General features: G+C 46.8%; 21 protein-coding genes and 1 tRNA gene. 8 read left to right on the top strand and 14 right to left on the bottom strand.

Annotated elements, in window-relative coordinates:
- Positions 1 to 5: 5 nt before the first annotated feature.
- Positions 6 to 93: transfer RNA gene (locus D1151_RS01475), tRNA-Ser, on the bottom strand.
- Between the two features lie 313 nt (positions 94 to 406).
- On the bottom strand, positions 407 to 1,396 hold the full coding sequence (locus tag D1151_RS01480) for a diacylglycerol kinase family protein (protein ID WP_161907677.1): 990 nt from the start codon (positions 1,394 to 1,396) through the stop codon (positions 407 to 409).
- Positions 1,397 to 1,507: 111 nt separating this feature from the next.
- Between D1151_RS01480 and D1151_RS01485 the strand changes: the two genes are divergently transcribed.
- Positions 1,508 to 2,617, top strand: a complete 1,110-nt coding sequence (locus D1151_RS01485; protein ID WP_161907678.1) for an aminopeptidase — start codon at positions 1,508 to 1,510, stop codon at positions 2,615 to 2,617.
- Positions 2,618 to 2,688: 71 nt separating this feature from the next.
- Here the strand turns inward: D1151_RS01485 and D1151_RS01490 are convergent, their stop codons facing one another.
- From D1151_RS01490 to D1151_RS01520, 7 genes are all read right to left on the bottom strand, one after another.
- Positions 2,689 to 4,014: a DUF2812 domain-containing protein gene (locus D1151_RS01490; protein ID WP_161907679.1), complete on the bottom strand. Its 1,326-nt coding sequence runs from the start codon at positions 4,012 to 4,014 to the stop codon at positions 2,689 to 2,691.
- A 4-nt stretch (positions 4,015 to 4,018) separates the two neighbouring features.
- Positions 4,019 to 4,342 (bottom strand): PadR family transcriptional regulator, encoded by a 324-nt coding sequence (locus tag D1151_RS01495; protein ID WP_160201519.1) that lies wholly within the window; start codon positions 4,340 to 4,342, stop codon positions 4,019 to 4,021.
- Between the two features lie 483 nt (positions 4,343 to 4,825).
- Positions 4,826 to 6,325, bottom strand: a complete 1,500-nt coding sequence (locus D1151_RS01500; RefSeq protein ID WP_161907680.1) for a carboxypeptidase M32 — start codon at positions 6,323 to 6,325, stop codon at positions 4,826 to 4,828.
- 347 nt (positions 6,326 to 6,672) lie between these two features.
- On the bottom strand, positions 6,673 to 7,626 hold the full coding sequence (locus tag D1151_RS01505) for an oligopeptide/dipeptide ABC transporter ATP-binding protein (protein WP_330588239.1): 954 nt from the start codon (positions 7,624 to 7,626) through the stop codon (positions 6,673 to 6,675).
- A 2-nt stretch (positions 7,627 to 7,628) separates the two neighbouring features.
- Complete coding sequence (locus D1151_RS01510; RefSeq protein WP_161907681.1) at positions 7,629 to 8,615, bottom strand: ABC transporter ATP-binding protein; 987 nt, start codon at positions 8,613 to 8,615, stop codon at positions 7,629 to 7,631.
- A 15-nt stretch (positions 8,616 to 8,630) separates the two neighbouring features.
- Positions 8,631 to 9,497 (bottom strand): ABC transporter permease, encoded by an 867-nt coding sequence (locus tag D1151_RS01515; protein WP_161907682.1) that lies wholly within the window; start codon positions 9,495 to 9,497, stop codon positions 8,631 to 8,633.
- An 18-nt stretch (positions 9,498 to 9,515) separates the two neighbouring features.
- Positions 9,516 to 10,448, bottom strand: coding sequence for an ABC transporter permease (locus D1151_RS01520; RefSeq protein ID WP_160201514.1), 933 nt, complete (start codon positions 10,446 to 10,448; stop codon positions 9,516 to 9,518).
- 181 nt (positions 10,449 to 10,629) lie between these two features.
- Between D1151_RS01520 and D1151_RS01525 the strand changes: the two genes are divergently transcribed.
- The 6 genes from D1151_RS01525 to D1151_RS01550 all read left to right on the top strand — a co-directional run bounded on the left by D1151_RS01525 (position 10,630) and on the right by D1151_RS01550 (position 18,417).
- Positions 10,630 to 12,582, top strand: a complete 1,953-nt coding sequence (locus D1151_RS01525) for an FAD-dependent oxidoreductase (RefSeq protein ID WP_161907683.1) — start codon at positions 10,630 to 10,632, stop codon at positions 12,580 to 12,582.
- Positions 12,579 to 12,875: a ferredoxin family protein gene (locus D1151_RS01530; RefSeq protein ID WP_161907684.1), complete on the top strand. Its 297-nt coding sequence runs from the start codon at positions 12,579 to 12,581 to the stop codon at positions 12,873 to 12,875. The genes D1151_RS01525 and D1151_RS01530 overlap by 4 nt, the downstream gene beginning before the upstream one ends.
- Positions 12,875 to 13,885, top strand: coding sequence for a M42 family metallopeptidase (locus tag D1151_RS01535; RefSeq protein WP_161907685.1), 1,011 nt, complete (start codon positions 12,875 to 12,877; stop codon positions 13,883 to 13,885). The genes D1151_RS01530 and D1151_RS01535 overlap by 1 nt, the downstream gene beginning before the upstream one ends.
- A gap of 49 nt (positions 13,886 to 13,934) precedes the next feature.
- Positions 13,935 to 15,458 carry an ABC transporter substrate-binding protein gene (locus D1151_RS01540; protein WP_161907686.1) on the top strand — a complete coding sequence of 508 codons (1,524 nt, stop codon included), beginning with the start codon at positions 13,935 to 13,937 and terminating at the stop codon, positions 15,456 to 15,458.
- A gap of 100 nt (positions 15,459 to 15,558) precedes the next feature.
- Positions 15,559 to 16,668, top strand: a complete 1,110-nt coding sequence (locus D1151_RS01545) for an aminopeptidase (protein WP_160201509.1) — start codon at positions 15,559 to 15,561, stop codon at positions 16,666 to 16,668.
- Between the two features lie 15 nt (positions 16,669 to 16,683).
- On the top strand, positions 16,684 to 18,417 hold the full coding sequence (locus D1151_RS01550) for an aminopeptidase P family N-terminal domain-containing protein (RefSeq protein ID WP_161907687.1): 1,734 nt from the start codon (positions 16,684 to 16,686) through the stop codon (positions 18,415 to 18,417).
- Positions 18,418 to 18,541: 124 nt separating this feature from the next.
- On the opposite strand, the gene D1151_RS01555 is transcribed toward D1151_RS01550, so the two are convergent.
- Positions 18,542 to 19,891 carry an MATE family efflux transporter gene (locus tag D1151_RS01555; RefSeq protein ID WP_161907688.1) on the bottom strand — a complete coding sequence of 450 codons (1,350 nt, stop codon included), beginning with the start codon at positions 19,889 to 19,891 and terminating at the stop codon, positions 18,542 to 18,544.
- 91 nt (positions 19,892 to 19,982) lie between these two features.
- On the opposite strand from D1151_RS01555, the gene D1151_RS01560 reads away from it, so the two are divergent.
- Positions 19,983 to 20,816, top strand: a complete 834-nt coding sequence (locus D1151_RS01560) for a MerR family transcriptional regulator (RefSeq protein ID WP_161907689.1) — start codon at positions 19,983 to 19,985, stop codon at positions 20,814 to 20,816.
- Here the strand turns inward: D1151_RS01560 and D1151_RS17280 are convergent.
- The 4 genes from D1151_RS17280 to D1151_RS01580 form a co-directional block, all read right to left on the bottom strand.
- On the bottom strand, positions 20,808 to 21,065 hold the full coding sequence (locus D1151_RS17280; RefSeq protein ID WP_161907827.1) for a helix-turn-helix transcriptional regulator: 258 nt from the start codon (positions 21,063 to 21,065) through the stop codon (positions 20,808 to 20,810). The two genes, D1151_RS01560 and D1151_RS17280, sit on opposite strands and share 9 nt — an antisense overlap.
- Positions 21,066 to 21,104: 39 nt before the next feature.
- Positions 21,105 to 21,728, bottom strand: coding sequence for an AraC family ligand binding domain-containing protein (locus D1151_RS01570; RefSeq protein WP_161907690.1), 624 nt, complete (start codon positions 21,726 to 21,728; stop codon positions 21,105 to 21,107).
- A 94-nt stretch (positions 21,729 to 21,822) separates the two neighbouring features.
- Positions 21,823 to 22,140, bottom strand: a complete 318-nt coding sequence (locus D1151_RS01575) for a cupin domain-containing protein (protein ID WP_161907691.1) — start codon at positions 22,138 to 22,140, stop codon at positions 21,823 to 21,825.
- A gap of 430 nt (positions 22,141 to 22,570) precedes the next feature.
- The gene (locus D1151_RS01580) at positions 22,571 to 23,299 is read right to left on the bottom strand and encodes a MerR family transcriptional regulator (protein ID WP_161907692.1); all 729 of its coding nucleotides are present in this window, start codon (positions 23,297 to 23,299) and stop codon (positions 22,571 to 22,573) included.
- Positions 23,300 to 23,311: the final 12 nt, after the last annotated feature.

A 23,311-nucleotide genomic window follows, 5' to 3' on the forward strand; every position in this document is an offset into this window, starting at 1 on the left:
ACACTTGGCGGAGAGTCAGGGATTCGAACCCTGGGTCCGGTTAAGGACACAGCATTTCGAGTGCTGCACGATCGACCACTCTGACAACTCTCCAAAACAGCTTATTTATTCTATCATAAATCCATTTAAGTTTCAACTAAATTCTACGATGCAAACACGGCAAACGCACAAAAACGTTCTATGCCAGCTAACATTGACAAATTTCTTTCACCCCGTGTATTTTTGTCAATAAACCATCAGTGCAGCAGGTCAAAAGCGCTCTTAAATCCCTTCAACTTTGTCAGAATTGACAAAAAATCAAGAGTTTGTCAATCTTGTCAATATTAGAGCGTAAAATATGAACAAATCGGTATTTTAACGCACATTTATTGACAAAAATACAAAATATCCAAGAATTTGTCAATGTTCAATTTCTGAAAGCTTTTTCGTGCGTTTGTCGTGACGATGCAAAAACCATTGCAGCCTTCGGCACAATGAACCGCAGTCCATTAGGCACGATAGAAAATTCCACTTCTCCCGCAACCTGAATCTCTCCATCTGCACAAAGAATAAAATTTTGCGCCATAGGCGAAATCTTTAAGGCAGTACACTGTTTCACCGTTATAACCTCTTCAATCCCTGGAATTTCTAAATGATTACCCTTCATATAGCTAGGAAACAGTTTGAGAAATTTCAGTCGAGATACATCGTGAATGATATTCAAATCAAAGACGCCGTCTGTCAACGCTGACTGCGGCGATGTTTTCAATCCGCCACCGCAAAAACTTCCGTTGGCAATTGCGCAAAGCAGCACTTCACCATCGATATGCACGGCATCGCGTTCTGTTAGATGCAGACAAATCCCCTTCTTTTTGATGAACATGCCAAGCACTGCCAAAAGATACGCAAGACTGCCCGAAATCATCGGTTTCTTCTTCAGCCGTCCAGCCAGTTCTGCCACGTTGCAGTCAAAACCGATATTAAACATGTTAGCGCAGTACCGCGTTTGCGCTTTTCCGGCAATCACGCCGCTATATCGCATCAAATCCACCTGTGTATCCGCCCCCTCAAACTGTGCCTTGAGGTCGAGAAAGCTTCCCGCTTCAGGAAAATTACGCACAAAATCATTGCCCGTTCCGATAGGCACACAACCTACTGCAATATTGTCAAATCCAAAACTGCCGTTGATTACCTCATTCAAAGTGCCGTCTCCGCCACAAGCGTAAAATCTAGCTTCTTTCCCCTGCAATTCCTGCGCAATTCGGCGAGCAGCAGTCTCACCGTCACCCTCTGCCTTTGTAATATATATCTCATACTGCATAGACAAAGCCTCGGCTGAGGCTTTAATATCCGCAATAAATCGTTCAATCCCTTTCCCCTGACCCGCAACCGGGTTCACAAAGAAATAGCTGATCATTATATGCTCCTTTATGTCATAAGTAGTTTTATTTTACGCTAATCTCCTTTTAATTACAAGGGGTTTCGGCTATAATATATCGAAGAAACAAAAAAACAAGGAGGTATCCCGATGGATCCAAGAGACAAAAAATTGGCAGATTTGCTGATCAATTATTCCTGCGATATAAAACCGGACGAAAATATTTTAATCGACTATGAAGGCGCTGCTTGCAAGCCTTTGATCAAGGAGCTGATTCGCAGCACCTACAAAGCCGGCGGCAGACCCTTTATCGCAATTACCGATAGCGAAATCAACCGTGAACTTCTGTTGGAATGCAGCGAAGAACAGGTCAAATTTAAAAACGACTATCTGCTTCACCAGATGAAAGGCATGGACGCTTTTATCGCGGTGCGCGGCGGTGATAACGCCTCCGAAATGGCGGATGTACCTTCCGAAAAACTGAATCTGCACAGCAAACTTATGCAGCCTTTGCAGGACTACCGAGTCAACAAAACTAAATGGTGTATTCTCAGATATCCAAACGCCGCGATGGCACAGCTTGCGGGCACCAGCCAGGAAGCTTTTTCGGAGTTTTTCTACAATGTCTGCACGCTGGACTATGCAAAGATGAGTAAAGCCATGAATCCGCTGGTAGAACTGCTAAACAAAACCGACAAAGTCCACATCAAAGGACCTGATACAGATTTGGAATTTTCTATCAAGGGCATCGGCGCGGTCAAATGCGACGGCAAAGCCAATATTCCTGACGGCGAAGTCTATACCGCTCCTGTCAAGGACTCCATGAACGGCTATATCACTTACAATACCGTCAGTCAGGAGCAGGGCTTTACCTTCGAAAACATTCGTTTCGACATCGAAAAAGGTCGCATCGTCAATGCGTCCGCCAACAACACCGAGCGAATCAATCAGCTTTTGGACACCGATGAAGGTGCAAGATATTTCGGAGAATTTGCCTTCGGTGTCAATCCTTACGTCCTGCATCCAATGAAGGATACCCTTTTCGATGAAAAAATCGCCGGCAGCTTCCACCTGACGCCGGGTATGTGCTACGAAGATGCTCCAAACGGCAACGACTCCTCCGTCCACTGGGATTTAGTCATGATTCAGCGTCCTGAATACGGCGGCGGCGAAATCTGGCTGGACGACGTCCTCGTGCGTAAAGACGGGCTCTTTGTTTTGCCAGAACTGAAAGGTCTCAACCCTGAAAACCTGAAATAGCCAAAGTTTTAAAAGCCGCAGGGCGTCTGCAAAGGCAAACCATTGCCGAAAAACAGACGCCCCGTATTTTATCATTTTACTGCCAGCAGCTTCTCGCGGATTATTTTTTTCTGACTGTCGCTGAGCGGTATATTCGTATTTATCCAAATCGCTCTGTCACCATATTGAAGAATCCACTTATTCTCTTTGCTGCCGCCTTCACCAACGGAAATATAAGTCTTTCCCCCATGAAATCCCTCATCTTCTATCTCGGAAAATTCCATGAATTCCCTCCGCGATTCTATCATCCACTGCACAAGCTTCCTGGCATTTCCAACATAGACTCTATATGAAAGAAAGTAATTTTCTTCATTGTTCGAAAAATCGTCGCATTCCATATACCGAATAAATGGCGTTCCACCTCTGTCGCAGTACCGGTCCGCATAGGCTGCCGTTTCGATGCCCAAATCTTCCATCGTAAGCGGCAATTCATCCAGGGAAACCATTTGGTAACTACCGTCAACCTGCACATATTCGCCACTCTCTGCGGTTTCTATAATTACACCAGTCACTGCCGAAGTCAGCACCACCAATCCAATTCCAATCAATAAATAAGTTCCGTAATTCCCCTTCCTCGCTTTGCCAAATCTAGCGCTAAAAAAAGGAAACAGTATGATAAATAGCAGAATCACCGCAAACAGCGCCAACGTTGTTATCATCTCCGTTCGCTTTCCGCTGAAATAGGCGTCCAAAAGCTGTGCGCCCCAAATGCCGCCGAAAATATACAGCAGTATAACCTTATCCAAGATTCGATTCAGCCGTTTCTTCCTATAATCCGGAGACTGACCGTCCGCGACAGCTTTTTTAGCCTTTAAATACCAATGCAGATAACTGCCTACCAACAACACAAGCACCAGCATAAGAAACGGCATACCGAATACAGCAAGAATTTCTCTGCTGCTCATTAAAGTACCATAATCAAAGTTCAATCTGAAATGCTTCATCCAAAGGCAAGAAAAAAATAAAGCGATAACCGGAAGCCAGAGATTCATCTTCTTTGCTTTGCGGTGAACTGCCGCAAGCTTCAATGCCGGATCTGTATGAATAGGCGTTGCATCTAAATCATCAGTTTCAAAAATCTGAATCTTCCCATCGCTGAACATATGCCGCCAGCCAGCTGATTCACAGTACTCGATAAATCTTGCGTTGTCGTAGTCATTGTCATCGGAATAAACCAGTTCTACACTGACTCTGACTTTCCGCAGCGCACTCCTGCGAAAGCCCAAACTTACGCCCGTCTTGCTAGTCAGCTGCCAGCCCTCAGCCGCTTTTTTCTCAAGAAATTCTGCCAGTGCGTCCAGTTCATTATATTCACAGGCAAAACGTACTGTCATGGTGTTCATGTCTTTCAGTTTCATCTTCTCACCTCTCCTCCTCGTAATACTTTTCAAAATCCGAAACCAGCAGCTGATGCCGCTGATGCTCCTGCAAGAGCCGCTTCTTTCCTTCCTCTGTCATACGATAGCTTCGCTTTCCCCCTGCCACTTTGCCTGTGGTCTCTTCAATCAGACCTTCTTTTTGAAAATCACCAAGAAGCGCGTACAATGTGCCCGGTCCCAGGCGAACGCGTCCGTCAGTCATCACTCTGACAGCCTCCATTACGTCAACGCCGCAAAGTTCCTGCTGGAGCGCAAGGAGTACATAATACATCTGTTCCGTTAAGGTTTTAAATTTTTCCCGCGGCATGATTTCATAATTCCTTTCTCAGTCCCATCTCATCATATCGAATATCGTATCGATATTCGATATGATTGTAGCTACAGTATACACCAGCGATGAAAGTATGTCAACTGATATTGGCACCGTATCCTTAACCTAAAATAGAATTTCTTTTAAAAAATGTATAAGAAGATTCCATGCCGCATCTGTCAACTCGGTTTTCATCGCACTTTAGCAATAGTTTAGCTGCGGTTTCAACCAAATTCATTCTCAAAACTTGCATCTGGCGCAAGTTTCAAAGAAATTTTCCTAATGTCTTACATTCTACGCAAGGCAGCTCCCTTAGACGAGTTATCTTCTTATACATTTTTTTAGAAAAATCGAGGTTTAAGTTAAAAAAGCAGTGCATCAGCAAAGACAGGAAACCATAGAAAAAAACCTCAAAAAAGCCCATACGCCCCAAGGATTCCCCCGGAGCGCATGAACCAGTTATTTTACAGGACAACAATCCTATAACGCATATAAATTTTTAAACTTCTTTTCCAGATAATCTATATAATAAGCCGGATTAAATGGCTTTCCGCAGGTCATCTGAATCAGTTCATCCGCTGTGTACAGCATGCCGTGACGATAGATTTTTTCAGTCAGCCACTGACGCACCGGTACGAAGTCGCCTTTTTCGCAACAAGCATCCACATCGACAGCCTCACGCAGCACCGCGTAAATCTGTGCGGAATAGGCTGTTCCCAAAGCGTAGCTCGGGAAGTATCCAAAGGCGCCGCCTGCCCAGTGCGCATCTTGCAACACGCCGCGAGTATCATCCGGCACATCGATGCCCAGATATTCCTTATATAAACGATTCCATTCTGCAGGCAGTTCGCTGACGGAAAGCGTGCCGTCGAACATCCGCTTTTCAATTTCATAACGCACCATAACGTGGAGCGCATAGGTCAGTTCATCTGCGTCAGTACGTATCAAAGATGGTTTTGCCACATTGACAGCCCGATAAAACGCTTCAGCTGTCACATCCTTCATCTGCGCAGGAAACAATTCCTTCACCTTTGGAAAAATCAACTGACAAAACGGCAAACTGCGCCCGATGTAGTTTTCCCAAAGGCGGGACTGCGACTCATGGATTGCCGTGGTAGCTCCTGCTCCCAGTACTGAAAACTGCAGTGCATCGTCTATCGACAATTCATACATACCATGACCGCTTTCATGAATGACGCTGTACAAATTACTAGTCAAATCCTCTTCCAGATATTTGGTCGTAATACGCACATCATTCTTAGAAAACTCAATCGTAAAAGGATGTTCAGTCTCCCGCAGGATGCAGCGTTCTTTGTCAATTCCCATCACATCCATCACATATTCTGACAGTTCCTTCTGTGTTTCTATATCAAAAGGTCCTGTCAGAAACGAGGTGTCCGGCTGCTGCACCGCGCCTACCGACTGAATCAGAGGCACCAATTTTTCCCGCAGCGCGTCAAAGAAAGGATCCATCTGCGCCTTCGTCATGCCCTTTTCAAATTCGTTGAGCAGTGTATCATACACATCGCCGCCCGGATTGATGTATTCGGCGTAGCGTTTTTTCATTGCAATCAGCTTCTCAAGATGCGGCGCGAAAATCGAAAAGTCATTGTTCTTCTTCGCCACTTCCCAGTAGTGATTCGCTTTGGTCTGCGCTTCCTCCATGGCGACAACCTCTTCCTTTGGAACCTTCGCCATCTTCACCTGCTCCTCGTTAAGCTCCTCAACTTCACGGCGCGTCTGAAAATCCAGTTCCTGCCGCTGTCCATACAAATCCTCTAATAAAGTCTTAAACTCCGGATTCACAGTCAGACTGTAAATTTCCCCGCTGAGCACACCTGTCGTTGCACTCATAGACTCTGCCGCACCCGCCGGCATGGATGTAGAAGCATCATAGAACAGAAGGCTGGCAGCATGATTGTATGCCTTCAGCTTTTTTTGATGTTCCTTCAAGACTTTTACTTTATCATCTAAATTCATTGCTGTTTCCTCCTCTTTCATCGGTTGTGTAAAACCCTTCTTTCTCTGGTTAATTGCACAACTCATCATCGACAAGGTTGTGTAGAATCCCTAGATTTATCCCAATTTTACACAACTTGAACTACAACAGTTCTCTTTTCAAAGAAAAAGTTGTGCAATCTATAGAAAAAGAATATCCGTTGCACAACTATCTTCAGAAATCTTTACTAACATTGGGCTTAATAACGTGGAAGTTGTGCAATTTCATATTTTTCCATTGGTTTTACACAACATAACCAACAAAGAGCTGTGCAAAACCAGAAATAATTCCAAATTCTGCACAACCTTTGTCAAATACGGCAAGTACTTTACGCTTTACAGCATGCAACAAAATGTCCCGGCTCTCTTTCCTCAAACGGAATATCAGCAGCGCGGCATTCATCACTTGCAAACGGGCATCTGTTCGCAAAACGACAGCCCGGTTTCGGATTAATCGGATTGGAAACTTCACCCTTGATAACTTCGATTTTCTTCCCCTTCATCTCGATGCTAGGCACCGGAATCGCAGACAGCAACGCCTTTGTGTACGGATGAATCGGATTTTTAAACAGTTCCTTGGATGGCGCTAGTTCCACACACTGACCCAGATACATAACAGCAATCTGGTCGGAGATGTGACGTACAACAGAAAGGTCATGGGTAATGAACATATAAGTCAGATTTCGTTCATCCTGCAAATCCATCAAAAGGTTCAGAATCTGTGCCTGAATGGATACGTCCAGCGCGGAAACCGGCTCATCGCAGACGATAAACTTCGGATTTAGCGCTAGGGCTCTTGCCACACCAATTCTCTGGCGGCGACCGCCGTCCAGTTCATGCGGATATGCGCCGGAAAGTCTTTCTGCAAGACCTACCGTTTCCATAAGCTCAGAAACCTTGTCAAAAACTTCCGCTCTGCTGCCGCAGGCTTTGTTAATAATGAGTGGTTCTGCAATCAACTCCTGCACACTCATGCGTGGATTCAGGCTGGAATACGGATCCTGAAAAATCATCTGCATATCCTGTCGGATTTTATGAATCTGTTTATGCTTATAATTCGTAATATCGTTTCCATCGAAGATAATTTTACCATCGGTCGGCGTATGGAGTTTCAAAACAGTCCGTCCCAGCGTGGACTTTCCGCAGCCGGATTCGCCTACAACGCCCAGGGTTTCCCCTTCGTTGATAGACAGCGTAACGCCGTCCACTGCGTGAAGCTGTACCCCTTTGGATATATCAAAGTACTTCTTGAGGTTTTGTAATTCTATTAACGGTTTTCCCACGATTATACCTCCTTCACCAGGTTCTCAAAGAGATGGCATCTAATTTTATGCGTGCCGGAAACAGCTTCTTCCGGATGAACTTCTCTGCACTGTTCCGTGCACTTTGGACATCTCGGTGAGAAATAGCAGCCGCTTGGCAGGGCGGTCGGATCAGGCATCATGCCGTCAATCGGATGCAGTCTTTCTTCCTCTTCCTCAAGGTTTGGAATGGAGCCAAACAAGCCGGCGGTATACGGATGATGGGCATCGCCAGTAAAAATATCTTCCACTGTACCGTACTCGATGATTTCACCGGCATACATAACAGCCACCTTATCACAGGTCTGTGCGACAATCCCAAGGTCATGGGTGATCATTATCATAGCCATATCCAGCTTTTCCTTCAGTTCCTGCATCATAGCCAGTACCTGCGCCTGAATGGTTACATCCAAGGCGGTAGTCGGTTCGTCTGCAATGAGAAGTCCCGGATTGCAGGCAAGGGCGATGGCGATGACAACACGCTGTTTCATCCCGCCGGAGAACTGGTGCGGATAATCTTTTTTTCTGGCAGCTGGAATGCCTACAAGCTCCAGTACTTCTTCCACTCGAGCATCGATCACTTCCTTGCTTCTACCCTGGTCATCATGGAGCTGTAGAGACTCTGCAATCTGATCCCCTACAGTCAAAACCGGATTCAGCGCCGTCATTGGATCCTGGAAAATCATAGACACCTTCTCGCCACGGATTTTCTGCATTTCTTTCTCGGAAAGTTCCAGTACGTTTCTACCCTCTAGTGCAATGCTGCCATTTGTAATCTGTGCCGTACGCTCCGGCAGCAGACGGAGAATGGAAAGTGCCGTCGTCGTCTTTCCTGCGCCGGTTTCTCCCACCAACCCCAGGGTTTCTCCTTTATCCAGATCAAAGGAGATGTTGTTGACTGCGTAAACTGTTTCCAAATCCGTCTTATAGATCACTTCCAGGTCCTTCACCTGTAAGAATTTTTCTTTCATCTTATATCCCTCCATTTAATCTTTCAGCTTCGGATCCAGTGCGTCTCTCAGCCCGTCACCAGCAAGGTTAAAGCACAATGCCGCTAAGACGATGAAGATACCCGGAATATACAAAAGGTACGGCGCGTTAAACATGTATTGTCTCGCATCAGAGAGCAGCGCCCCCCACTCCGGTGCAGGCGGCTGTACACCCATGCCCAGGAAAGAAAGCCCAGAAGCGGACAGGATCATGCTGGAAACGTTCATGGTCGTCGTTACAATGATTGGACCCAACGCATTTGGAATGACGTATTTTAAAATAATACGCAGGTCAGAACCCCCATAAGACCTTGCTGCTTCAATATAATCATTGTCAATGACAGTCAGCACCACAGAACGCACCATGCGTACCATGCTCGGCACACAGGATATGGTAATGGCAATGAGCAGGTTTCTAAGATTTGCACCCAGCGCCGCTACCACAGCCAGCGACAACAGAATCGGCGGAACCGTCATCACTACGTCCACAAGACGCATAATCACATTATCTACCGTTTTGCCGTAATAGCCTGCTGCTGCACCAAGCAGTCCACCGATGAGCAGGGCAAAAATACTGGTAGAAATGCCGATGAGCAGAGAATATCTGGAACCGTGGACAATCCGAGCAAAGAGGTCTCTGCCGATTTCATCGGTGCCGAACCAGTGCGCTGCACTTGGCCCCTGCAGTCTGATGGCAGGGTTTTGTGCGATTGCCTCCTGATACGGCACAATCAAATCCGCAAAGATTGCAATCAGCAGAATGAAAATCAGAAGTACTAGGCCCAGCATAGCAGTCTTACTTTTTTTGAATCTACGCCAGATTTCTTTCATCTGGCTGTTCTTTTTCGATGTTTTCTTGTTCATATGTAAGTTCCCTCCTGATTAACTCTTGTACTTGGCCTTCAGCCTTGGATCTATATATGCGTAGAGCAAATCGACGATCAGCATAATCAGACAGAACAGAACTGCCAAAAACAGTGTCGCTGCCATGACAGTCGGCGTATCCTTCTGACGAATTGCCGTCACCATCAGCTGCCCAACGCCCGGTACACCAAATACGGTTTCGATGATGACCGCGCCGCCAAGGCTTGCACCAAATCCCATACCGATCGAGGTCAAAACCGGCAGTAGTGCATTTTTCAGTGCATGACGGAAAATGACGATTTTAGACGGTGCCCCTTTGGATTTTGCCGTTCTGATATAGTCCATACGAATGGTTTCCAGCATGGTGGAACGCGTCAGACGAATATCTGCCGCAATGTTGGACAAACTCAGGGTTATTACCGGCAGAATGTAACCCTGCCAGGAATCCAGTCCGTTGGATGGCAAAAGCCCCAGTTTTAAAGAAAAGATCAGCATCAGCATCAGCGCCAGCCAAAAGCCAGGCACTGCAGAAAGCACCATGGAAGTTGTCGTCAGCACATTGTCCAGTACCGAATACTGCTTCACCGCAGAAATTACGCCGAGGATAATACCGATGACTGCGCCCAGAAGGCAGGACCACAAAGTGAGCCAGAAAGTCGCAGGGAATCTTGCCAGAATCTCATTGAACACCGGCATGCGGGTTCTGTAAGAAATGCCGAAATCAAACTCAGTAACAATATCCTTTATATAGTTAAAAAACTGTGTAAAGAATGGCTGATCTGCACCGAGGGCATGATTGAGCGCGTCAATGTCTGCCTGTTTGGCGGTCATACCCAGAATCAAAGATCCCGGATCGCCCGGCGTCAAATACATAATAGTAAACACCAGGAACGTGGCACCAAACAGAACGGGGATGGTGAGTAATAACCTTTTGATTACGTACTTATACATACTGTTTCCTCCGTCTTTTTCGTTTAGGTTTTGTATAATACCAATTTTCTTTTATCGACATTTTAACTCATTTTGTAAAATTCGTCAATAAATTTGCAAAATTTATATTGCAAATTTTTTTAAAATTTGATAATATGGTGTTACAAATAAAGAATCAATTGAAAATAAAGGAGGAACGCCAATGACTACCAACCAAAGGTGGCCCTATCCATCACAGGTCGGCAAAACCACCCATATGGAAGCTGACGTGCTGGTGCTGGGCGGCGGTATCGCAGGCTGTATGGCAGCGATTTCGGCGGCGAGAAAAGGTAAAAGCGTCATTCTCGTAGAAAAAGGCGCAACGAAGCGCAGCGGCGCAGGCGGCAGCGGCTGTGACCATTGGGAATCCGCAGCAACCAATCCGTGCTCTGGGGTAACCCCAGAAGAACTGGTTGACGCCATGCTGGACGACAACGACGGTTACAACAATGCCATTTCCCATTACATAGAATGTAGAGAAGGCTGGGACCATCTGCAGGAAATCGAAAAGATGGGCGGCAAAATCAGAGACACAGAGGACGAATTTAAAGGCGCGGACTTCCGCGACGAGGCGACCAAGCTGATGTTTGCCTACGATTATAAGAATAAATTCACCATCCGCATCTGGGGTACGACCTTTAAACCGGCCATGGAAAAAGAATTGAAACGGCTGGGCGTCAAAATTGTAGACCGCGTCATGGTCACTTCCCTTTTGACAGAAGGCGGCAAAGTCGGCGCGAAATGTATCGGCGCTACCGGCGTGCACACTAGAACCGGCGAATTCTATGTTTTCTCCGGAAAGGCCAGCATCATCACCATGTCAAGACCGGCAAGAGTCTGGCTGTTTTCATCGGCCCACCCGGGTCTTTGCGAATTCCGCCCGATGACAACCATCGGTGACGGTCACGCCATGGGCTGGCGCGCAGGTGCTGAATTCAATATGATGGAAAAATCTGTCCGGGCAGAGTTTTCATCCGCAGGACGATCCTTTCCGCCGTACAGCGCAGGCAACAACCACAACACCTGGTATCCGGCTTCTCTCATCGATGCAGAAGGAAAAGAAATCCCATACGCCGACAGAGACGGTAACATCTTAAAGGATGTCAAATCCAGATTCTACCCTGCCGAAGGACAGCACTACTTTATGAAGGGCGGCAACATCGAGCAGGCGAAATACGAATACGACGGTCCGGAAACCCTGCCTTACGATAAACTGAAAGAAATGGGCTATAAGCTTCCATTCTATGCAGACCTCTCCTCCATGCCAGAACTTGAAAGAAAAGTCATCTGGGGCATGATGGTCGGTCAGGAAGGCAAGACCAACGTACCGGTCTATAAAAATTTCACAGAAGCCGGTTTTGACCCGGAAAAACACGTGCTGCAGTGCTACGGCGTAGGCTGGACCAGTGCAGAATTTCTGCCGCAGGAACGGCAGCTCTTCGGTATGCCGGGTGGTTTCATGAACGACTGGAATCTGATGACCAACATCGAAGGACTCTTTGTGGCAGGCGACAGCCTGTACTCCTCCAACTGCTTCGGCCATGCAGCCTCCACCGGAAGCTATGCAGGCAGAAAGGCCGCCGCTTTTGCAGAAGGTGAAACCACTGTCAAAGCGCCGCACCAGCCACAGGTCGACGCAGAAATAGAACGAGTGTATGCACCGCTTTACGCGGATCCTGATACCGGTATCAGCTGGAAAGAACTCAACGAAGCCACGGCCAAAGCCATGCAGAACTACTGCGGTGAAATCAAGCGAGATGAACTGCTGCGCTCCGGCGTCGAACTGCTTGCAAGATATGAACAGGAATTTGTTCCAAAGGCCTATGCTGCAAATCCTCACGAACTGGTGCGTCTTTTGGAAGTCTTCGACATTCTCACTGTATCTCAGATGATTCTGCAGGCTTGCCTGGCAAGACATCAAAGCTGCGAAAAGCTAGAATTTTTCCGCTCTGATGACGATGGCAAAGACAAAGCGCCGTTCATCTTAATCAGCCAGGACGGAGAAAAGGTTGTCCACAGAGAAGTGCCACTGGATTATGCAGGCAACATCAAGGAAAACTACGAAAAATATAATCAGGACTATATCGAGGAAAAGAAAGGAGGCTGCTGCGAATGAAACCCATCAAAGAATTTTCCATTAGAAAGACCCCTCCTGCCGTACCTCTCACCTTTGATACAGAAAAGTGTATCGGCTGCGGCCGATGCATGGAAGCATGCCAGATGGACGTTTTGATTCCGTCTTCCGAAAAAGGCGCGCACCCAGAGGTAGCTTACGCCGACGAGTGCTGGTACTGCGGCTGCTGCGTCATGGAATGTCCGAAGGACGCCATCAAACTGCACCATCCGCTGATGAACCAAACCCGCTGGGTAGAAAAAGCAAGCTTACTTGCGAAAGGAGCTGAGAAATAATGGAGCTGTTAAAAGAACTGACCCAGGCCTGGGGCGTAGCAGGTCGTGAAAAGAATATCCGCGCCATCATCAAGAGAGAAATTGAAGGACACTGTGATGAAATGATGACAGATGCCGTAGGCAATTTAATCGCTGTCAAATACGGAAAAGACCATCCCGACAAGAAAAAAATCATGCTGGCTGCCCACATGGACGAAATCGGTCTGCAGGTGAAAAAGATCGAAGGCGACGGTCGTATCAAAGTGTGCCATGTCGGCTTTGTCTGGGCAGGCGCCCTCTTCAATGACAAAGTGGTCTTTCAAAACGGCACTGTGGGCGTAGTCGGCTGCGAAGGCATGATTTGGGACGCCAAAAATGATTTAGATAAACTGTACATAGACATCGGCTGCACGTCCAAAGAAGAAACCGAAAAATATGTCAAAGTCGGCGACTACTGCGGCTTTATCGGCAACTACTACGAGCTGAAAAACGAACGAATCACCGCCAAGTCCTTTGATAACCGGGTCGGCTGCTACATTCTCATCGAAGCCATGAAGAAAAATGACGGTACTGGTCCTAACGACGTTTATTATGTCTTCACGGTGCAGGAAGAAGTGGGCTGCCGCGGCGCCATCGTCTCCGCAGAGAGAATCAAGCCGGACATCGGTATTTCCGTCGATGTGACACCGGATCACTTCTACCCGACCGACCTGACAGGCGCAAACGCAGTGGGTGAAGGAATCGGCGTCAGTGTGGGCAATCCATCAGCGATGCTGGACGAATATCTGGTCGACGCCATGATCGCATGCTGCGAAGAAAACGATATCAAATATCAGCGCGACGTCATGGACAGAGGCGGCACAGACGCCAGCAGCATCAACATGAGTGGCATGGGTGTTCGTGTCTGCGGCATTTCCGTTGTAGACAGATTTCCACACAGTCAGAGCTCTATCATCTCCAAGGAAGATGTCAGAGGTGCCATCAAACTGACTGACTTATACACCAAACAAGTCTTCCAATTTACAGAATAGACACGTTGTCCATTCTGTGAGTCGTGATAGAACCGAAAGGAGAAGAATTATGAAAAAGAAATTGATGAAGGGATTTGCCCTGATGCTGTCCCTGACCCTTGTGATGGGTCTGTTCGCAAGCTGCGGCGGCGGCAAAGAAGGCGGAGATGCCGAAGCCAAAACTGATTTGACCGTAGCAATCGACACCGATTACGCAACCCTGCACCCTGCCGACACCATGTCCGCAGCAGAAGCACGTATGACTGCGCAGATCTACGATCCGCTGATTTTCAGAAATTATGAAGACCAGACCAAGCTGGAATCAAGAGTGGCTGAAAAATGGGAAGTCAGCGAAGATGGAAAATGTTACACCTTCTATCTCAGAGACGATATCACGTTCCATAATGGAGATCCTGTCACCGCAGAAGACGTTGGTTTCTCCCTGGATTTATTCAAAAAATCTCAGTATCAGGGTGCTGTCGTAGATGGACTGGATCACTACGACATCGTAGATGCACACACCATCAAAATCTATACCACCCACGTATACGCCCCATTCCTGACCAGCATGTCAGACCTTTACATTGCAAGTAAAAAATACTACGAATCCGTAGATGAAAATACGTTTGCACAGGAACCGATTGGATGCGGTCCTTACAAATTTGTCAGCCACGATATCGGCGACAAAGCAGTCTTTGAAGCATACGACGGATACTATCAGGGCGAAGCACCTATTAAAAAGGTAACCTGGAAAGTCATCAGTGACGTTGCTTCCATGGGTATGGCAATCCAGACCGGCGAAATTGACTTTGCTGAAATCGACGCATCTGTAAAGAGCACGCTGGAAGGCGTTGACAGCGTGCGGCTTCTTGATGCAGACCAGACTACATTCGGATTCGTTGCCATGAACACCGAAAAAGAACCGTACAACAACGTAAAATTCCGTCAAGCAATCAACTATGCGATCGACCGTGAATCCATCGTAGCAAGCGTATGTGAAGGCCTTGGTGAACCAAACTCCAACCTGCTAACACCAGGCAGAATGGGCTATAGCGAAGAACAGATCCAGTACACTTATGATGTAGAAAAAGCAAAAGCCCTGCTGAAAGAAGCCGGCGTAAAAGAAGGTACTGACCTTGGAAAAATGTATGTCGCAGAACAATACAAGCTGTTAGCCCAGATGGTACAAGCAAACTTAGAGGCCGTTGGTTTGAAAGTACAGATCGAAATTCTGGAATTCAACGCTTATCTGGATAAACTGAGACAGGGAGACTTCGGCATTACTGCGCTGCAGATGGGACTGGAAGGCGATACACAGATGCTGTCCATGGCACTGACCAAAGATTACATCGGTATGGCAAATAACGCCCGCTACTCCAACAAAGAAATCGAAGATATGTTCAAAGAAGCAACTACCATCATCGATGATAAAGACAGAGAAGCACTGTATGTAAAGCTCTTCACAAAAGTACAGGAAGAAGCAGTCTATGCAATTCTGTATAACCCTGGCATGCTGTATGCTGCCAATGCAAATCTGAATGTACATACCCTGCCGCTTGAGGGTGAGTATTTCTTCTATGACTTCTCATGGTAAAGGATGATATCCTGTTTCCCAATGAACCAAAATTCTAAAGAGGATATGGAGCATCGTCTCCATATCCTTTTCTTTTATCAACCCTAAAGGAGGTACTGACATGGATCCCAGAAATCAAAAATTATCCGAAATGATTGTAAATTATTCTACCAACGTGCAAAAAGGTGAAAAAGTACTCATCGAATACGAAAACGAAGTCTGCATCCCGCTTGTGAAACAACTGATTGCCGATGTGTACAAAGCAGGCGGTCTGCCTTACGTCAATATCCGTGAGTCCGCGATTATCCGCGCCCTCTGCATGGGATGCACAGAAGAACAACTTGCATACCAGACTGACTACCTGCTCTATCAGGGACGGGAAATGGATGTATATATCGGCGTTAGAGCCTTCAACAACGTATCCGAAATGGCTGACGTGCCAGCAGATAAAATGAACCTGTATTTCCGCGTCAACAGCCCGACCAGAGAACAGCTGGTCAACGATACCAAATGGTCGGTGATGAAATATCCCAACGCAGCGATGGCGCAGCTTGCCAGCATGAGCGAAGACGCGTTCACAGACTTTTACTACGATGTCTGCACCATGGATTACGCAAAAATGAGCAAAGCCATGGATCCGCTGGTGAAGCTGATGGAAAAGACTGATCAGGTACATATCGTAGGTCCAGGTACTGACCTTACCTTCTCTATCAAGGACATTCCAGTCATCAAATGCGACGGCAAAATCAATATTCCAGACGGTGAAATCTACACCTCCCCTGTCAGAGATTCTGTTAACGGCGTGATTACCTATAACACACCGTCCCAAGAACAGGGATACACCTATGAAAATATTCGCTTTGAAGTCAAAGACGGAAAAATTATCGATGCGACCTGCAACGATAACAAACGAATCAACGAGCTGCTGGATACCGACGAAGGCGCTCGCTACTTCGGCGAATTCGCCATCGGCGTACATCCGTACATTCTCCATCCGATGAAAGATACCCTCTTCGACGAGAAAATCTGCGGCAGCTTCCACCTGACGCCGGGCAGAGCTTACGAAAACGCCTATAACGGCAATAATTCCGCTGTACACTGGGATTTAACCCTGATTCAGCGTCCAGAATACGGCGGCGGAGAAATGTGGTTTGATGACGTGCTGGTCAGAAAAGACGGACTATTTGTTCTGCCGGAACTGTTACCGCTGAACCCGGAAAATCTGAAATAAAGAGGAGTCCTTCAAATGAAACAGGAAATTACACGTCTTCGCACCGTCATGAAGGAACATGGACTGGACGGCTATCTGGTGCCGACCACCGATTTTCACGGCTCCGAATACGTCAACGATTATTTTAAATGCCGGCAGTACCTGTCCGGCTTCACTGGCTCCAACGGCACCCTGCTGGTAACCGAAGATGACGCCAGACTCTGGACTGACAGCCGCTATTTTATCCAGGCGGCAAAACAGCTTGACGGCACCGGTATCTCCATGATGCAATGCCAGCAGCCGGGCGTTCCGGAAATCGAAGACTATCTGCCTACCATCGCGGGAGAAGGTTTTAAACTAGGCTTTGACGGGCGCATTGTCAGCTTCCAAAACGGCGAAAAGTACGCTGCCAGCTGCGAAGTGGTCTACGATTTGGACTTGGTAGACGAAATCTGGGAGAATCGTCCTGCCATCAAAGCGTCAAAAATCTACGCCCTGCCGGATTCTGTCACGGGCGAAAAGGCTGATTCCAAGCTTTCCCGCGTGCAGAAGGCTCTTGCAGAGGACGGCGTAGATTATCATCTGATTACCAGCCTCGAAGACATCGCATGGCTCTTTAATCTGCGGGGCGATGATGTTGCCGATACGCCGGTATTCTTCGCCTTTGCGCTGCTTACGCCAAAGGACGCCCGTCTTTACATTCTGGACGAGAGCTTCGATACTGCGCTGGTGCCGGTTGGCGTCACCGTTCTTCCTTACTTGCAAATATTTGAAGATTTAAAGACCCTTTCCAGGGGCAAGTGTCTATTGAACAAGCGGCTTGTCAGCTATGCGCTGATGTTGTCCATTCCGGAAACCGTAGAAGTAATCCACGGCGCAGGGCCTATTGAATTGATGAAAGCCATCAAGAATTCTGTGGAAATCGCTGCTACCCGGCACGCCCACATAAAAGACGGCGCGGCTATGGCAAATTTCATCTACTGGCTAAAGAAAAATGCTGGCAAAATGGAAATCACCGAGGTTTCCGCCAGCGAATATCTGAAGCAGTGCCGCTACGCGCAGGATGGTCTCATCGAACTGAGCTTTGAAACCATGGCGGGCTACGGCGTCAACGCCGCCAGCATCCACTACGATACGCAGCTTGGACACCCATGCTATCTGAAAGATGAAGGGCTTTTGCTGGTAGATTCAGGCGGGCAGTATATCGACGGCGGTACGACAGATATTACCAGAACCATTTCTCTGGGTACCTTAACCCGTGAAATGCAGGAGCACTACACCATGGTGCTGCAGGCTTATCTGGCGCTAGAACACGCTCAGTTTACCGCTGAGACGACCGGCCGGGAACTGGATCAGCTTCCGCGAGAAAAGGTAAAGGCAGCAGGTTCTTGTTACCAGTACGATACCGGTCACGGCGTAGGACATATTCTCAGCGTTCATGAGGGACCCCGCATGATTGGACCGACTGACAACCACATGCTGCCGGGCATGATTACCAGCAACGAACCGGGCATCTACATCGAAGGCAGCCACGGTGTACGCATCGAAAGCGAACTACTCTGCGTGGAAAATCCGGACGGCAGCCGCAGCTTTGAATGCATCACCATGTGCCCACTGGACAGAGCCGCCATCCTGCCGGAGCTTCTCACAGATGAGGAATTGACATGGGTCAACGCTTATCACAGAGAGGTTTACCAGAAGCTGGCGCCGCTGCTGGAAGAAGATATAAAAAGGTGGCTAGCAGAGGAAACAAAAGAAATTACCAGATAGTTGTTCTCATCATACAAAAGGCTGCGAAGCGCAGACGAAATCATTTCGCCTGCGCTTCGCAGCCTTGCTTTTTCGCAATACTTTGCCCGTCTCATATAAAGCTATTAGACGATTTTGAGAAAGCCTAAACCTCAACTCCTGTACCGTATCCGTACCGGGGCCGGTATTTCAGAAACATAAACACAGACAGGCAAGCGGCAGCAAACTCTGCAGCTGGTGTCGCCACCCAAATCCCTGTAATACCAAAGAGTGACGGCAGCACAATCATCGCAATCACCATGAACATAAAGGATCGCATAAAAGCGAGCACTGCTGACACAATACCATTTGACAACGCAGTAAACATGCCGCTGGCAAAAATATTAAAACCAATAAATAGCAGCGCGATCGTACAAATACGATTTCCGCCTACCGCCAGATCAAACACCGGGTTATCTGGTCGCGCGAAAACAGAAACCAACGGTTTTGTAAGAAGCAGCGACAGCGCAACTGTTGCTGCGGAAATGCAGCCAATGACTTTTAGACTAATCTTAATCATCTTCTGTAATTTTTCACGATTTTTTTCTCCGTCATAAAAACTGATCATCGGTGCGACGCCATAAGAATAGCCGGTATACAGAGAGCTTGCAAACATCAGTACGTACATAATAATCGTGACAGCTGCAACGCCGTCTTCTCCCACATAGTGCAGCATGGTCCAGTTAAACAGCATGGTGACAATCCCGGTAACAAGCGCAGTTGCCATCTCAGAGCAGCCATTGGATGCGGCACTGCGAAGAACGCGCAAACGAAATACTGGCTTTCTGAAATGCAGTAAGCTTTTTTTCTTGCTGAAGACAACCAAACCTACGACCGCCGTCACAGAATAGCCAAGCCCCGTTGCCAAAGCCGCACCGCTGATTCCCATGTCAAACCATGCAATCAGCACATAATCAAGCACCATATTCAAAATGCCGCCGCTGACAGAGCAAATCAGTGAAAGGCTTGCCTTCTCACTGGCAATCATATACAGGGTAAAATTGTTCATCAGCAAAATGGGAACCGTAAATAATAGATAGCGACTCAGATAGGCCGTGCAATAACCCATAACATCCGCAGATAATCCCATATTCGTGAGAATTGGCTTCATCACCCCATAGCCAAGCCCGCACATAAAAATCCCCACAACAACATTCACTAGAATGAGAAAAGTGAAATCTTCTCTGGCTTCCTCTGTCTTTTGTTCGCCCATTTTGCGCATAATCACCGCGCTGCCGCCTGTAGCAAGCATGGTTGATATTGCCGTAACCAGCTGAATGAACGGCGCTGTCAAATTGATGGCAGACAGCGCTTTGGTGCCAATCAAATTAGAAACAAACAGACCGTCCACCATGGTATAAAAAGACATAAATACGCTCATTGCAATGGTCGGTACCGCGAACTTCAAGATATTTCCTAGTGTTACAGGCTGTGCATATGCATTTTGTTTTTCCATTTTTCTTCTCCTCGCACTTGTTTTTCTCTACTGTATGTAGTATCATAAACCATACAGTAACTGTACAGTCAAGAGAAAAAGGAGAATTTTTATGGATACGAACGCAAAACTTCTCACGATTGGTCAATTTGCCGCCCTCCACGGAATCAATAAAAAAACACTCATGTGGTATGACGAAATCGGACTATTCAAACCCGCTCTCATCCACCCTGAAAATGGCTATCGCTACTACAATTATCATCAAAGCGCGCTGCTCGAAACCATTTTAATGCTCAGAGAATTAGATGTTCCTGTCAGCGAAATACAAACCTTTATCGCACATCGATCCGCAGAAACGCTGCAAAAGCTGCTGGACAAGAACATACTTCTGCTCGATAAAAAAATCGCTCATATGCAGGCGATGCGCAAAAACCTTTCTACGCGCCGTCAGCACATAGAGCATCTGCTGCATATGGATTTATCAGAAATCCGCCGCATCAAAAAAGATGCCTCCTGTCTGGTTACAGTTCCTATCGACAAACAGACATCCTATGATGAACAAGTAGAAATGATTCTGGAAGAAACACAAAAATATCAACTGCGCCGCCTTCACGACGCTTCCTACGGCACGATGATTTCTGTCAAAAGTTTGCTGGAAAAACAATTTGAAGATTACAGCAGTCTGTTCATCGAAGTTCCTTTCCCCATTCAAAGCGAGGGACTGCATATGCAGCCTGCGGGCGACTATCTGCAAGCATTTTACCAGGGTGATTGGAATCAAATGTCCTCCAAATACGAGGAAATTTTTTCTTATGCCACAGACCATAATCTGCAGCTTTCAGGATACTCCTATGAAATGATAATTAACGACAACGTAACAGAGTCTATGAAGGAGTACATCGTGCAGATTGAAATTCCTGTTTGTTCCGACCGTATATTATTGTGAGACTTTATTTTCTCGGCATTTCGCCCGATACTGACTTGGGGACATGCCGACCTGCCGCTTAAATGCCCTGCAGAAATATGCGGTATCCTGAAAGCGCATATTTTCTGCAATTTCAGTTACATTAAGTTCTGTATTTACTAATAGTCGCTTCGCCTCCGAAAACTGTGCCTCACGGATCAAAGTACCTACTGTTTTGCCGGTGATTTTTTTAATTTGCTCATTAAGATGACTCTGGCTAACCCCCCAAATTTCCGCATATTCCGATACTGATAAATTTTCGCTAACACGCTAATCGATTAGATTTTGGAGCCGCAGATGCAGTTTCCCTGCCATGCCAGGCGTTCGTTCTATGCCCTGATGTGCAATTTCTCGATGCCGCCTGTGAAAATAAATCAACAAAATATTGAGACATGCCCGCAGCACCTGCGCATAGTCGGGCGACTTGCTTTCATATTCTTTCAGCATCATCCTGCAGACTGCCCGCATGGTCTGTGCAAAATCCTCGTCCATATAGATGGCAGGCATTTCTACCATTTCCTTAAAAAGTTGAAATTCCCAAACAGAACTGACACTGATGCTGGACTGAAACAGAAACTCCTCCTGGAAATAAATAAGAATGCCTTTCGCCCTGGTGACATTTTTCCAGTAGTGTACCTGACCGGGACTGATAAGAAAAACCACATTTTTCAGGTCATCGTACGCCGTGTAATCGATGATATGCGCTCCGTCTGCATCTTCAATAAATACAATCTCATAAAACGGATGCCGATGTGCAAAAGCTGCCGAATCCCCAAAAGCGCTGTCGTCAATATTGTCATAAATGCAGAACCCGAATTCCGGGTCTTTTTCCGGCAGAAAAAAATCCTCATGAATGCTCTTTTCATCTGCTTTTATGCTCTGTCCTCTTCCCATAATCGTGTTCTCCTTATCAAACTCTCCCATAAAGCAAGAAATGGACATACGGACTGTCCTATCTGACAGCCCGTCGTCCACTATCATTTTGTCTCTACTTCATATAGCAGCCCGTCACATAGCAACGGTATTTATGCAAAAATCCCTCGAAGAAATCCGGATCTTTTAGCTTTTCCGGCTGATGAGTCTGAAGTGATTTGTAGTCTTCCAAAAGTTCAAGGGTATAAGTCTCTCCGCCATAGTCAAACACCCGGGCTTCTTCCAGCACCTCAAGTTCATGGGTATGGTACGGCGGAATATGTACCAGACAATCCTTCTCTGCAATGTAAGTTTCACCTTCCACATCAAAACGAATTTTGCCGTCCGCCACATAATAGAGTTCCCAGTTTTGATTTGGATAATGCCATTCCACGCACAGTCCCTTCTGCAGGAAAGCGATGGATTATACGACGGAATTATGGTACTTTTTAATAAAATGCAACAAGTGCACACTAACCCACATCTTTCTTATACTTCGTCAGTTGTGCATATGCTGTCAATTTATCTCCAATCCGCACAACTTTCACGATGCAAGGTGTGCAAATCCTGCTGACCATGCTGCCTCTTGCACAACTTTTGCGCTTCGTAACACGAAAAACATTTTTTCCATCAAAAAAGTTGTGCAAAACGAGATGGTTTCATCCTGTTTTGCACAACATACTGCATGCCGCTTTCATCTTCTTCGCTATAAGTTGTGCAAAACGCTCATTTCAATCCTTCCCTTGCACAACCACCACTGCCAAAAGTTGTGCAGAAACGGTTTTTATCACATTCATATGCACAACTCCGTAGCCTACATCCTTTTACCGCCTGCAATACACCTCTATCGCCTGGCTAACAAAAGACGCCGTGCCTGTGCCTCCGGCTTTATTGATATTTGCCGAAAATTCCGCGTCTGCGGTATACATCGCGCCAAGTCCTGCTAATATCTCGTCGGTACAGGTATAGTAATGCTCCGTAATAAAGTCCTGCAGCCTGTGCACCTGTGCCTGCACCTTATCAGATTCCAGCGCGCTTTCCCGCATAGCGCCGAATTCTGCGAAAATTTCCATCATCTGCATGCTCATATGCTGCATCTCCTCTCCGGTGCAGTTTTTCCTCTTTTCGGTAAATTCCCTGTACGCAGAGGTTTTCCCGTATGCCGCTTTTGCGCGCGCCGCGTATTCGTCCATTTTACTTGTATCAAATGGTGTAAAATCCATATTGCTCACTCCTGTCGTTTTGATTTCACGGGCAAGTTCAATAAGATTTTCAAGGTGCTGCTTTTTCATCGTCAGCAAAGTAATCTGCTGCGTAAGCGCCCTATCTCTGTCAAAATCCGGACTTTCCAGAATCTCTTTGATCTCCTTTAAGGGAAATTCCAGTTCTCGAAACAGCAAAATCTGCTGCAGCCGTGCCAGCGCTGTATCACCGTACAACCGGTAGCCTGCCTCCGTCACCGCGTCCGGTTTCAAAAGCCCGATGGCATCATAATGATGCAGTGTGCGCACACTGACGCCGGTGAATGCACTGACCTCTTTTACTGTTTTCATACTGATTCCCTC

Source organism: Emergencia sp. 1XD21-10 (genome assembly GCF_009936045.1).
Taxonomy (GTDB): domain Bacteria; phylum Bacillota; class Clostridia; order Peptostreptococcales; family Anaerovoracaceae; genus Senimuribacter; species Senimuribacter intestinalis.

Excerpts from the sequence above, each read along its gene's own strand:
- D1151_RS01540 (WP_161907686.1), top strand. The coding sequence starts at position 13,935 with ATGAAAAAGAAATTGATGAAGGGATTTGCCCTGATGCTGTCCCTGACC.
- D1151_RS01515 (WP_161907682.1), bottom strand. The coding sequence starts at position 9,497 with ATGAACAAGAAAACATCGAAAAAGAACAGCCAGATGAAAGAAATCTGG.
- D1151_RS01550 (WP_161907687.1), top strand. The coding sequence starts at position 16,684 with ATGAAACAGGAAATTACACGTCTTCGCACCGTCATGAAGGAACATGGA.
- D1151_RS01480 (WP_161907677.1), bottom strand. The coding sequence starts at position 1,396 with ATGATCAGCTATTTCTTTGTGAACCCGGTTGCGGGTCAGGGGAAAGGG.
- D1151_RS01535 (WP_161907685.1), top strand. The coding sequence starts at position 12,875 with ATGGAGCTGTTAAAAGAACTGACCCAGGCCTGGGGCGTAGCAGGTCGT.
- D1151_RS01495 (WP_160201519.1), bottom strand. The coding sequence starts at position 4,342 with ATGCCGCGGGAAAAATTTAAAACCTTAACGGAACAGATGTATTATGTA.
- D1151_RS01520 (WP_160201514.1), bottom strand. The coding sequence starts at position 10,448 with ATGTATAAGTACGTAATCAAAAGGTTATTACTCACCATCCCCGTTCTG.
- D1151_RS01500 (WP_161907680.1), bottom strand. The coding sequence starts at position 6,325 with ATGAATTTAGATGATAAAGTAAAAGTCTTGAAGGAACATCAAAAAAAG.
- D1151_RS01580 (WP_161907692.1), bottom strand. The coding sequence starts at position 23,299 with ATGAAAACAGTAAAAGAGGTCAGTGCATTCACCGGCGTCAGTGTGCGC.
- D1151_RS01530 (WP_161907684.1), top strand. The coding sequence starts at position 12,579 with ATGAAACCCATCAAAGAATTTTCCATTAGAAAGACCCCTCCTGCCGTA.
- D1151_RS01545 (WP_160201509.1), top strand. The coding sequence starts at position 15,559 with ATGGATCCCAGAAATCAAAAATTATCCGAAATGATTGTAAATTATTCT.
- D1151_RS01525 (WP_161907683.1), top strand. The coding sequence starts at position 10,630 with ATGACTACCAACCAAAGGTGGCCCTATCCATCACAGGTCGGCAAAACC.
- D1151_RS01560 (WP_161907689.1), top strand. The coding sequence starts at position 19,983 with ATGGATACGAACGCAAAACTTCTCACGATTGGTCAATTTGCCGCCCTC.
- D1151_RS01490 (WP_161907679.1), bottom strand. The coding sequence starts at position 4,014 with ATGAAACTGAAAGACATGAACACCATGACAGTACGTTTTGCCTGTGAA.
- D1151_RS01510 (WP_161907681.1), bottom strand. The coding sequence starts at position 8,615 with ATGAAAGAAAAATTCTTACAGGTGAAGGACCTGGAAGTGATCTATAAG.
- D1151_RS01485 (WP_161907678.1), top strand. The coding sequence starts at position 1,508 with ATGGATCCAAGAGACAAAAAATTGGCAGATTTGCTGATCAATTATTCC.
- D1151_RS01570 (WP_161907690.1), bottom strand. The coding sequence starts at position 21,728 with ATGGGAAGAGGACAGAGCATAAAAGCAGATGAAAAGAGCATTCATGAG.
- D1151_RS01555 (WP_161907688.1), bottom strand. The coding sequence starts at position 19,891 with ATGGAAAAACAAAATGCATATGCACAGCCTGTAACACTAGGAAATATC.